9 protein-coding genes are annotated in these 10,372 nt (G+C 60.3%); 3 read left to right on the top strand and 6 right to left on the bottom strand.

Annotated elements, in window-relative coordinates:
- Positions 1–2: 2 nt before the first annotated feature.
- The 3 genes from GSM73_RS13230 to GSM73_RS13220 all read right to left on the bottom strand — a co-directional run bounded on the left by GSM73_RS13230 (position 3) and on the right by GSM73_RS13220 (position 2,754).
- Positions 3–710, bottom strand: coding sequence for a cupin domain-containing protein (locus GSM73_RS13230; RefSeq protein WP_107323294.1), 708 nt, complete (start codon positions 708–710; stop codon positions 3–5).
- Positions 711–754: 44 nt separating this feature from the next.
- Complete coding sequence (locus GSM73_RS13225; RefSeq protein ID WP_076385396.1) at positions 755–1,612, bottom strand: GNAT family N-acetyltransferase; 858 nt, start codon at positions 1,610–1,612, stop codon at positions 755–757.
- A gap of 215 nt (positions 1,613–1,827) precedes the next feature.
- Entirely contained in the window at positions 1,828–2,754 is a 927-nt protein-coding gene (locus tag GSM73_RS13220; RefSeq protein ID WP_160892887.1) for a glyoxylate/hydroxypyruvate reductase A, read from the bottom strand.
- Positions 2,755–3,040: 286 nt separating this feature from the next.
- Here GSM73_RS13220 and gabT point away from each other — a divergent pair, with 286 nt between their 5' ends.
- The 3 genes from gabT (at position 3,041) to GSM73_RS13205 (ending at position 5,612) form a co-directional block, all read left to right on the top strand.
- Positions 3,041–4,333 (top strand): 4-aminobutyrate--2-oxoglutarate transaminase, encoded by a 1,293-nt coding sequence (gabT, locus tag GSM73_RS13215; RefSeq protein WP_160892885.1) that lies wholly within the window; start codon positions 3,041–3,043, stop codon positions 4,331–4,333.
- A gap of 89 nt (positions 4,334–4,422) precedes the next feature.
- Positions 4,423–5,079: an HAD family hydrolase gene (locus GSM73_RS13210; RefSeq protein ID WP_160892883.1), complete on the top strand. Its 657-nt coding sequence runs from the start codon at positions 4,423–4,425 to the stop codon at positions 5,077–5,079.
- Positions 5,080–5,123: 44 nt separating this feature from the next.
- The gene (locus tag GSM73_RS13205) at positions 5,124–5,612 is read left to right on the top strand and encodes an Lrp/AsnC family transcriptional regulator (RefSeq protein ID WP_076385388.1); all 489 of its coding nucleotides are present in this window, start codon (positions 5,124–5,126) and stop codon (positions 5,610–5,612) included.
- Positions 5,613–5,633: 21 nt separating this feature from the next.
- Here GSM73_RS13205 and GSM73_RS13200 read toward each other — a convergent pair whose 3' ends face one another.
- The 3 genes from GSM73_RS13200 to GSM73_RS13190 all read right to left on the bottom strand — a co-directional run bounded on the left by GSM73_RS13200 (position 5,634) and on the right by GSM73_RS13190 (position 10,128).
- On the bottom strand, positions 5,634–7,808 hold the full coding sequence (locus GSM73_RS13200) for an ATP-binding protein (RefSeq protein WP_160892881.1): 2,175 nt from the start codon (positions 7,806–7,808) through the stop codon (positions 5,634–5,636).
- 286 nt (positions 7,809–8,094) lie between these two features.
- Positions 8,095–9,048, bottom strand: a complete 954-nt coding sequence (locus tag GSM73_RS13195) for an alpha/beta fold hydrolase (RefSeq protein ID WP_076385384.1) — start codon at positions 9,046–9,048, stop codon at positions 8,095–8,097.
- A gap of 168 nt (positions 9,049–9,216) precedes the next feature.
- Positions 9,217–10,128: a LysR family transcriptional regulator gene (locus GSM73_RS13190; RefSeq protein WP_080962888.1), complete on the bottom strand. Its 912-nt coding sequence runs from the start codon at positions 10,126–10,128 to the stop codon at positions 9,217–9,219.
- Between the last annotated feature and the right edge of the window lie 244 nt (positions 10,129–10,372).

Here is a 10,372-nt window from a genome sequence, read left to right as displayed (position 1 = left end):
TGCTATTTGACGACGTAGACCTTGCGTACATAAACGCTGCTGTCCCAGGCGCAGGGTGCATCCAGGGGGACGAATACGGTATCGCCGGCGTTGACCGTCAGGTCGTTTCCGTCGGCTGTCTGCAGGGTGACGCTGCCTTCGATCAGGTGCATCAGTTCATGCAGCTTGTGAGGCCTGGTCCGGCGGGTGTACGGCGTTGAGTCCCAGATCCCAATGCGCAGGTTGGTCGCTTTTTCGACAAACAGATTGTGCGAGCGACATTGCGGGGGTGGGCTGAGCAGTATTGCGTCGTCGGGGGCCGCCGAAGGCGAGAGCATCGTGTGCGTCGGGAGTGCTGTCAGCCCGGGCTCGCTGGCATTCACGCGCTGGGTATCGGCACAGAAGGCCCAGAAAGACTCGGGTTGCGCGTCGATCTCAACCGCCGTACCACGGGCGATCACCGCACTTTCACCGGCGCTGAGGCGCAGCGTTTGTGCCTGGCTGCGCAGTTCAACGCCTCCGGCATGCACCACGATCATTTCGCTGAAGGGATACTGGTCGCTACTGAACCGACCGCTGGCCCGGACGACACCAGCGGCGATGCCATCCGCCCCGGCATAAGCGATGAGCCTGTCGAACGGATCATTGGCCCCCAATGAGCCTGGGGTGAACGAGGTTGAGGCGGGGCTGCCGTCGGCATGCGCCAACAGCACTGCAGTGGGTTCGGGCATGAACATGATTCTCCAAAAAAGACCTGGATAAGCGATGGGATTTGTCAGCCAACGGCCTGGGTCACCAGCACGAACTGCCGCACTGAGCCGGTCGCTTGCGGGGGCGTGCCACGAGCCATCTGGGCGACGGTGTCGACCTGCTTGAGGCCCGCTTCTTCGAGCCAGGGGCCCAGCCCCGTGTCGGAGGGAATGTCGATCCGAACGAATGCATCCGGCACCCGTGCCAGCAACACGGCGATCAGATGCCGGGCCTGTTCAGGGTTCTGCGCGATGACCGGACCGATGCAACGGCCACGACCGAAGGGGCGCAGCAGGGCGAAAGCGCACAACTGGCCGTCCCGCTCAATACCCACTGCATGCTCAACGACATCGAACAGATCGGTGAGCACGGCCTGACGGTCCAGGCCACTTCCCGCATTGGCCAGTCTGATCATTTGAGCGTGATCGGCTTCGGTCAGCGCGCGGCAGCGTTCGTCGTCGGCCAACCCCTGCGGTACAGGCGGTAAAGCCAGGCCCTGATGTTGCTGGATATGCCCAAAGTCAACGAATCCCTGGCTGGCATACAGCGGGGCACCGGCCAGCGTCGCATTGAGGATGGCAGTACGCGAGCCGCACGCTTCAATGGCCAGTTCCATCAGTTTGCGACCGATCCCCTGGCCCTGGTATTCGTCATCGACGATCACCAGGCCGATGGTGGCGTAGTCTCCCTGGGCACAGGTGAATGCAGTGCCGATCAAGCGGCCCTGATTCTCAACGACAAAACCTTGGGCGACGCGCTGCAGCATCGCCCAGTCCTCCAGACGATGAGGCCATTTCAACTGCACGGATAAGGCGTGTGCCGAGGGGACATCGGTGGCGGTCATGGCACGATAGACGTAGTCAGGGCGTTTCGAAGTGGACATGGCAGATCACCATTGAGAGAGGGTGTAAACGGTCGGATTTATCCGCGGGTGATGCTTGTATCTCACCTGCAAGCAGGCCTGACAAGGGTCGCAAAACGATTCGGCAGGTTCCTTCTGCAACGCCTCTTGCGGCCACATTTCTTGCTCAAATCAGCGGCCGGGCCAGCAGTAAATACCGGATGGTTTTTTGCTCGATGCACCTCGTCACGCACGGTTCAGTAGCTGCGCTCACGGTCCACCAGGCCAAGCATCGTTTCGCCCCGTTGGTGGCGGCGAATATTGTCCAATAACACGCCAAACGCACTCTCGGGTTGAGTCATCGCTGCGATATGGGGCGTCAGTATTATTTGCCGATGGTTCCAGAACGGATGATCCGGCGCGGCCGGTTCCTGTTCCAGTACGTCGAGCACCGCCGCGCTCAGCTGGCCGCTGGCAAGCGCTTCAAGCAAATGCGCTTCTACCAGATGCCCTCCGCGGCCCATGTTGACCAGGGCCGCGCCCCTGGGCAGGTGTTGGAACAACTGACGGTTGAGAATTCCCTTGGTTTGTTCGGTCAGCGGCAAGACACACAGCACAATATCGCATTGGCTGAGGAAGGCCGGCAGTTGCCCGGTTCCGGCAAAGCACTCCACTCCATCAATGTGATGTTCACTGCGCGCCCAGCCCGACAAGGCGAAACCAAAGGGCTTCAGGGTGTTGAGTATGTGACGGGCCTGCAACCCCAGGCCCATGACCCCGACCCGGCGCTGCTGCGCAGGCACCAACCGGTGTGCTTGCCAGCACCGCTCGGTCTGTTGCTGGCGATAGCGCACCATGTCGCGGTGCAAGCTGAGTACGGCGAAACTGGCGTATTCGCACATGCCCTGACTGATGCCGGGGTCGAGCAATCGCACCACCGGCAGCGTCGCCGGCAAGCGCCCCAGATCCAGTTGATCGACCCCCGCCGACAAGGCGAACAGCACTTTTAGGTTGGGCAACACGGTTTCGATATCGTCCGGTGCCTGCCAGGCCGCCAGGTAACGAATATCCCGCGGATCGCCGATGTCCGGCCAGGCACGCCATTGGATATCCGGGGCATGTCTGGCGAACAGACGCTGCCATTGTTCGCCGCGGACCGGGTCAGCTTTATACAGCAGGGCCATGGGGCATTTCTCGCATGTAAAAGGGAAGTATCAAGCATGCCTCAATGTCAGAGCAGGATCTGTCGAAAGGGCCTGTGCAGCAGCACGAGGCTGCGTTGCAAGGCACCTCTGCCGGTAGATTCCATGGTGCGAGGCGCGCTTGGAGGATTCTGCTGTTTGCCGGGGTGTAAACAGTCGATCCGAATTTCTCAACGACCAAGTTCGGCTTAGACAATCGTGTCGAACGCTTAACCTGTGAACACACCGCAGCCGCTTCCTGGTTGCGAGGCTCACGATGGGAAATGCCATGAACAGTAAAGTCGAAGAAACCCCAAGTCTGCTCCGTCAGCGTGATCAATTCGTGCCACGTGGCCTGGTCACTGCCCATCCGCTGGTGATCGACCGGGCCCAGGGCACGGAGTTGTGGGACGTGGACGGCAAGCGCTACCTGGACTTCGTCGGCGGCATCGGTGTACTGAATATCGGCCACAATCACCCCAAGGTGGTCGCGGCGGTGCAAGCCCAACTGCAAAAAGTCACCCATGCCTGTTTCCAGGTCGTGGCCTACCAGCCTTATCTGGACTTGGCCAAGCGCCTGTGCGAAATGATCGGGGGTGAGCAAGCCTATAAGGCGGCGTTCTTTACCTCAGGCGCCGAAGCCGTAGAAAACGCGGTGAAGATCGCCCGAGCCTACACCCAGCGCTCGGCGGTGATCGCCTTTCGCGGCGGCTTCCATGGCCGGACGTTGCTGGGCACCACGCTCACCGGCATGAGCCAGCCTTATAAACAGAATTTCGGGCCGTTCGCGCCGGAGGTTTTTCATACGCCCTATCCGAATGCCTACCGGAATGTCACCAGCGAAATGGCGCTCCAGGCGCTGGACGAACTGTTGGCGACTCAAGTGGCACCTGAGCGGGTCGCAGCAATCATCATTGAGCCGGTGCAAGGCGACGGCGGTTTCCTCTCGGCGCCCGTCGAGTTCCTCCAGGGCCTGCGCGCGCTGACGCAAAAACACGGCATTGTGCTGATTCTTGATGAGATCCAGACCGGGTTTGGTCGCACCGGTAAATGGTTCGGCTTCCAGCATGCCGGTATCCAGCCAGACCTGGTCACCGTCGCCAAAAGCCTCGCCGGCGGCTTGCCGCTGTCGGGTGTGGTCGGCAAGGCCGAAATCATGGATGCGCCACTGCCTGGTGGACTGGGCGGCACCTATGGCGGTAACGCGCTGTCGTGCGCGGCGGCGCTGGCGGTGATCGACGCTTACGAGCAGGAACACCTGTTGGCCCGTGGCGAAGCCCTGGGCGAGCGTCTGCGTCAGGGGCTGTTACGTCTGCAAACCCGCTACCCGCGCATTGGCGACGTGCGTGGCAGCGGCTTCATGCTGGCGATCGAACTGATCAAGGATGACCTGGCGCGCACCCCGGATGCCGATCTCAACCAGCGCTTGATCGACGAAGCCCGGGCCGGTGGATTGCTGGTTATCAAGTGCGGAGTGTACCGCAACGTATTGCGCTTCCTTGCCCCTCTGGTGACCAGCGAGGCGCAGGTCGATGAGGCCTTGCAGATTCTCGACGCTGCGCTGGCACGGGTCATGGGCTGAAGGCCTGGTGTTCATGGCGTTTGCCAGGGCAAGCGCCAATGCAAATCAAAGGAGCGTGGATCGATGGGACATCAGCGGAGGCTTTACCCATGAGGTTGACTGAGTATCGGGCATTGTTGATCGACTGCGATGAGGTCCTGGTGGATCGGGACTCCGCCATCTGGACGGCGCTGCAGCCGCTGTTGGAAAACCACGGCGAATCGCCGGAAAAAACCCAGGTGCTGGCCGAGTTCGATGAGGTGCTGCAAGCGCTATATCCGCGCTTCGGCGAGTTGGGCTTCAGCGGTTTGCTGTGTTTCGCCCACCGTCAGTTGGCTGAGCGCTGGAAACTCAAGGTCAGTTGGGAGGAGGGCATGAGCTTCGCCCGCTCGGCCGCCGCCTGGACGTTGTTCGAGGATGCGCCGGGGGCGATGCTCTATCTGCGCAAGTTCTATCGCCTGCTCGTGTTGGGCGACCGCGATGCAGAAGACCGGGGCGCGTTGTGCGAGCGCCTGGGCATCGAGCCGGAGGATTTTATTTCACTGGCCAGTGACCCTTTGCACGATACCGTTTGGCTCAAGGCCAACGACCTCGATGCGCAGGCTATTCTTCAAGTGACCCGACCTGGCGCCCGTCCCGCCAAGGTTGGGGCGGTTTGCCTGATCTGTCGCAACCCCGACAACCCGCCCAAGCCGTGCGCGGGCCAGTATTGCATCAACAGCATGGCCGATCTGGTGGCTCAGCATCAGCTGTCTTTACGGTGCTGATTTTGTTAGAAGATTGTCTTACAAATGGCAGACAGAGGTAGGCGATGGAAGGTGTAGCGAAACTGGACCGGATCGACATCAGCATTCTGGTAGAGCTTCAAAAAGACGGTCGCATGACCAACGTCAGCCTGGCCGATGCCGTTGGCTTGTCCGCCAGCCCATGCCTGCAACGGGTCAAACGGCTGGAGTCGTTGGGGTACATCTCCAGCTACAAGGCCCATTTGAACCTGGCCAAGATTACCGACTCGGTGACGGTCTTCACCGAAATCACCTTGAGCGACCATAAGCGCGAGGACTTCGCCAAATTCGAGTCCAACATCCGCCTGGTGGATGAAGTGCTCGAATGTCACCTGATCAGCGGTGGCTACGATTACCTGGTGCGCTTCATGACCCGCAGCATCCAGGATTACCAGGATGTGATGGAAAGCCTGCTGGACAAGAACATCGGCATCTCCAAATACTTCAGCTACATCGTCATCAAGTCGCCTGTGCGCAAGGACGAGATTCCGTTGCGCAAACTGTTGCGGCACTGATTCAAAGGAAAAGGGGCCCCGTCATCCAGCGCTGTCCTCACTGGCGTGAATCAACGCACTCACCCGTCGGCCCAGGTCAGTCAAGCTGAAAGGTTTGGCCAGTACGTGGGTCGTGGTGTCGACCGAAACCAGATTTTTCCCCTCGGCAAATCCGGTGATGAACAACACTTTCAGCGAGGGATATCTGGCCTTCATTTCATTCGCCAGGCTGATGCCATTCATGGTTCCCGGCAGGCCGATATCTGTCAGCAATAAATCGATATGCTCGGTCTTATCGGCCTGCTTGAGGGCAGAGACGCTGTCCAGCGCATCGATGACGTGATAGCCGGTTTCAGTCAGGAATTCCGAGACCAACTGGCGAATCGCCGCTTCGTCATCCACCACCAGAATGGTTTCGTTGGCGCCGGGCTGCAAGGGTGCGGTGTCATCCAGATGCGCGCTTTTCACCCTGATGGGGGACTGGCTGACAACCGGAAAATACATTGTCACGGTCGTACCCACGCCGACGCTGCTCTGAATCTTCACCTGCCCTCCGGATTGCTGGGCAAACCCGTAGATCATCGACAGGCCCAGGCCGGATCCTTCGCCAATGCGCTTGGTGGTGAAGAACGGATCGAACACCCGAGACAGGATGTCGGCGCTGATCCCCGTGCCCGAGTCGGTGACCGAGATCGCCACATATGGGCCCGGCGGCATCATTTTTTCGCTGGAAGATGTCGCGTCGATAACGCAGCGTTGCACGTCAAGTTTCAAGGTTCCGCCACCGGGCATCGCATCCCGGGCGTTGATGGCCAGATTGAGCAGGGCGTTCTCCAGTCCATTGGGGTCGCATTTGATCGGATCATGCCCCCTGAAAGCGCATTCGACATGAATGCTCGGGCCCACGGAGCGTCGGATCATTTCTTCCAGGCCGGCCACCACTTTGCGCGGTTCGAGAACTTCCGGTTCTAGCGATTGCTGCCTGGAAAATGCCAGCAGGCGCTGGGTCAGTGCGGCTGCGCGTGTCGCTGAGGTCAGGGCGACGGAGTTGTAGCGAGACAGTTCGTCGTAGCGTTGACGGTCGATGTGCCGTTGCATCAGCTCAAGGCTGCCACTGATGCCAGCCAGCAGGTTGTTGAAGTCGTGGGCAATACCCCCCGTCAGTTGGCCTACCGCTTCCATCTTCTGACTTTGCCGCAGTTTCGACTCGGCCAGCGCACGCTCCTGTTGTTCGGCTTCAAGCTGCTGGGTACGGGTTGCAATCCGGTCTTCGAGCAGGTCGTTCCAGTCCCTGAGCGCCGCCTCCAGTTGCACCCGCTCGTTGATGTCTTCGACGGTGCCATACCAGCGCTCGCATCGTCCCTCGGGATCCAGGCTACAAAACGCGCGGATTCTGAACCATCGATAATCCCCCGTGGATTTTCGCAACTGGATCTGTGCGTCGAAGGGTTGCAAACTCGCCAGCGACTGATTCCACAACCGGGCAAATGATATGCGGTCATCGGGGTGCGTTGCGTTCAACCACTGGCGCCCCAGTGTCTGTTCCGGCGACCGTGCGGTGTATTCATACCAGCGTTGATCCAGCGATGTCACCGCGCCATGACTGTCGGCCGTCCAGGGCCAGAGTGGATTGAGCTGCGCGGCGATTCGATAGTGTCTTTCGCTTTCCCGCAATTTTTCTTCAGTCAGGCGCATGGCCTGCATGGTTTTGGCGCGTTTCAACGCCGCACCCAGCAGGTTGCTGTAGACGCGCAGAAAGTCGATGTCGCTCTCGCTAAACTGCCGGGGGCTGCGGCTGTCGACCTCGAAGATGCCGAAGGGGCGCGTCTCGGTGGCGCCGTGTACCAGCACATTGACGAACGCCTGGACGCCGTTGCGCGTTTGGAAGTCGTGATAGTGAAAGCGTGTTTCTGTCGCAATGTCCGTGGAAATGACGGCGCCGCCGGAGTCCAGGGAATACCGTTCCGGGGTGCCTTCCAGTGCCTGAACCCGGACTTCGCCAACGACCCCCGGCAACCAGCCCACACCGTTGCGCACCAGGAAAGTGACACCGTCGTCTTCCAGCGACATGAACTTCGCCAAATGGGTTTCCAGTGCTTCGCCGACCAGACGACACGCCTCGTCGAGGATGTGTTCAAAATCGTCTGAAACCAGGGCTAGCTCGCCGAACTCGGCAAGTACCTTGCGTTGACGTAATAAAGTGTCTTCGATTGTCATGTGGATCACCCTTGGTACGTCTTGAATATCCGAGGGTTGCAGGACGGCTAGGTTCACATGAATTGATAAGCGTGCCGACCACAAGCCGTTTGACGTGAGAGGCGTAGAACGCAAAAGCCCTTCCTGAGAAGGGCTCTGCAAAGTGAGCGCAGAATCTGGGCGCCCCTGGACAAAGGTGGGAGCGAGCCTGCTCGCGATGGCGCTAGGTCGCCTGGCCTCGTGAATTTTCCGACGCTATCGCGAGCAGGCTCGCTCCCACACAGGTCATGCAGTGCATGTCATTGTTTTATTCCTGAAGAAACGTCAGCAGATCCTGGTTCAGCCGGTCCTTGTGCGTATCGGTCAGGCCATGGGGTGCGCCGGGGTAGACGATCAGACGTGCACCCTTGATCAGCGCCGCCGAGGCCCGACCGGAAGCATCAATGGGAACAATCTGATCATCGTCTCCATGAACGACCAGCGTCGGCACATCGAACTTCTTCAGGTCGTCGCGAAAATCGGTCGCCGAGAAGGCCGCGATCGATTCATAGGTGTTCTTGCTGCCCGCCTGCATGCCCTGCACCCAGAACGACTGGATCAGCCCTTGGGATGGCTTGGCACCCTCGCGGTTGAAACCGAAGAATGGACCGGAGGCGATGTCCAGGTAAAGCTGTGAGCGGTTCTCCAGGGACGCCTTGCGCAGCCCGTCGAACACCTCGATGGGCAGACCGCCGGGGTTGGTTTGGGTCTTGAGCATCAGCGGTGGGACGGCGGAAACCAGCACGGCCTTCTTCACCCGGCTTGTACCATGGCGACCGATGTAGCGAGCCACTTCGCCGCCCCCCGTCGAGAAACCCACCAGGGTGACATCCTTCAAGTCCAACGCTTCAATCACCGCCGCCAGATCGTCGGCGTAGTGATCCATATCGTTGCCTTCCCACGGCTGGCTGGAGCGGCCATGACCGCGACGGTCGTGGGCAACGACGCGATAACCCTTCGAGGCGAGGAACATCATCTGCGCTTCCCAGCTGTCGGCGTTCAGCGGCCAGCCGTGACTGAAGGTGACTACCTGGCCATCCCGTGGACCCCAATCCTTGTAGTACAGCTGCACGCCATCCCGAGTGGTGATATAGCTGGCGGACTGGATCATGCTGCCGACGGCGGACATGCTCGCAGCGGTCTGGGCGGGGGAGGCAGCTTCTGCGCTGAGGGTTGCCAGTGCCAGCGTCGCGATGGCCATGGTGCGGTTGAGTGTGTTCATCGTCTCTCTCCATAGGGGTCGGTTTGACCTGTCGCGACCGCCGTCGATCGCGTTGGTGGGCAGATTAGAGAGAGAGGCTGCTACCGAGAACCGCTGCGCTATCGATAGCTGCTATACGCATAACCGATGGTTGCGGCGCGCTTGGATGGACCCCCTACGCTGGAGCACTCAAGCGGGCTCCAGTTCCGCGCTGAGATAGACCTGGCGGCGCAGCCATTGATGGCCGGCATCCTTGTTATTGCGCGGGTGCCAGGCCAGCACCAGGCGCAGCGCCGTCAGCTCGAGGGGTGGTTCGAACAGGTCCAACCGGTCGCGGTACTGGCAGAGGAAGCGCGAGGGCAGTGTGCACAGGGTATCGGTGGACGCAACGAGCAGCGGCGCCAGTGCGTAATTCTGAATGGAGAAGGCGACGTTGCGAACCTGGTTGATCTCCACCAGTGCCTCGTCGACCACCCCGGCAAAACGCCCGCCTTCCGAGGACACGAGCACATGATCAAGGGCGCAAAACGTCTCGAGATCAAGTGGTCCAGTGCCGCGAGGATGGCCCTTGCGCTGGGCGGTCAGGAAGCCATCCTCCCAAAGAGGTCGCTGCATGAGGTCGTCGCGAAGCGCGCCTGGCACGGTGATCAGAAGATCGATCTGGCCTTGCTCAAGACGCTCGAACACGTCGCGTGGGGGATGGATGTACGCCAGCTTTGCATGCTTTGCCTCATGCTTCAGACGGGCGCAGAGATCCGGCGCCAGAACGGCCGCCGGCGTTTCGAACAAGGCGATGACGAAGGTGCGGGTCGTGGTGGCCGGATCGAAACGTTCCGGTTGACTGACCAGGCGTTTGAGCCCTTCGAGCACTTGCAGCAACTCTTGCTCCAGTGCCTGCGCCCGGGGTGTGGGGACCACGCCACGACCGTTCGCCGCCGGGACGAACAACGGATCCGCCAGGATATCCCGCAGACGCGCCAGCCGTGCCGACAGAGCCGGTTGGCTGATGCCCAACTGGGCAGCGGCACGTGTGACATTGCGCTCTTGCAGCAGCGCCTTGAGTGCCAGCAGCAACGCTCCGTCGAAATCTGTGTAGTTCATCTTCATCTCCCGATCAGCGCCATCAGACAGGCTGCTGTGCGGGCATGAAATCAAACAAGGTGCCGGTTTGTATAGCGTTGCGCAGGTGGGAGCGAGCATGCTCGCGAAAACGGAGTATCAGTCAGCAAAGATGAAGAATGTGCCGCCGCCATCGCGAGCAAGCTCGCTCCCACCCTTGACTTCCTGTGGCCGCAAAATCTTCATTCACCGCAAATCCCCTGTGGGAGCGAGCTTGCTCGCGAAA

Origin of the sequence: Pseudomonas sp. PICF6 (assembly GCF_009831705.1) — a bacterium.
In the GTDB taxonomy this organism is placed as follows: domain Bacteria; phylum Pseudomonadota; class Gammaproteobacteria; order Pseudomonadales; family Pseudomonadaceae; genus Aquipseudomonas; species Aquipseudomonas rhizophila.
Note: the sequence above shows the minus strand (reverse complement) of the source record. Positions and strands in the feature narration are given on the sequence as shown.

Coding starts and splice junctions, on each gene's coding strand:
- GSM73_RS13220 (WP_160892887.1), bottom strand. CDS start 2,754: ATGGCCCTGCTGTATAAAGCTGACCCGGTCCGCGGCGAACAATGGCAG.
- GSM73_RS13195 (WP_076385384.1), bottom strand. CDS start 9,048: ATGAACACACTCAACCGCACCATGGCCATCGCGACGCTGGCACTGGCA.
- GSM73_RS13210 (WP_160892883.1), top strand. CDS start 4,423: ATGAGGTTGACTGAGTATCGGGCATTGTTGATCGACTGCGATGAGGTC.
- GSM73_RS13200 (WP_160892881.1), bottom strand. CDS start 7,808: ATGACAATCGAAGACACTTTATTACGTCAACGCAAGGTACTTGCCGAG.
- GSM73_RS13190 (WP_080962888.1), bottom strand. CDS start 10,128: ATGAACTACACAGATTTCGACGGAGCGTTGCTGCTGGCACTCAAGGCG.
- GSM73_RS13205 (WP_076385388.1), top strand. CDS start 5,124: ATGGAAGGTGTAGCGAAACTGGACCGGATCGACATCAGCATTCTGGTA.
- GSM73_RS13225 (WP_076385396.1), bottom strand. CDS start 1,612: ATGTCCACTTCGAAACGCCCTGACTACGTCTATCGTGCCATGACCGCC.
- GSM73_RS13230 (WP_107323294.1), bottom strand. CDS start 710: ATGCCCGAACCCACTGCAGTGCTGTTGGCGCATGCCGACGGCAGCCCC.
- gabT (WP_160892885.1), top strand. CDS start 3,041: ATGAACAGTAAAGTCGAAGAAACCCCAAGTCTGCTCCGTCAGCGTGAT.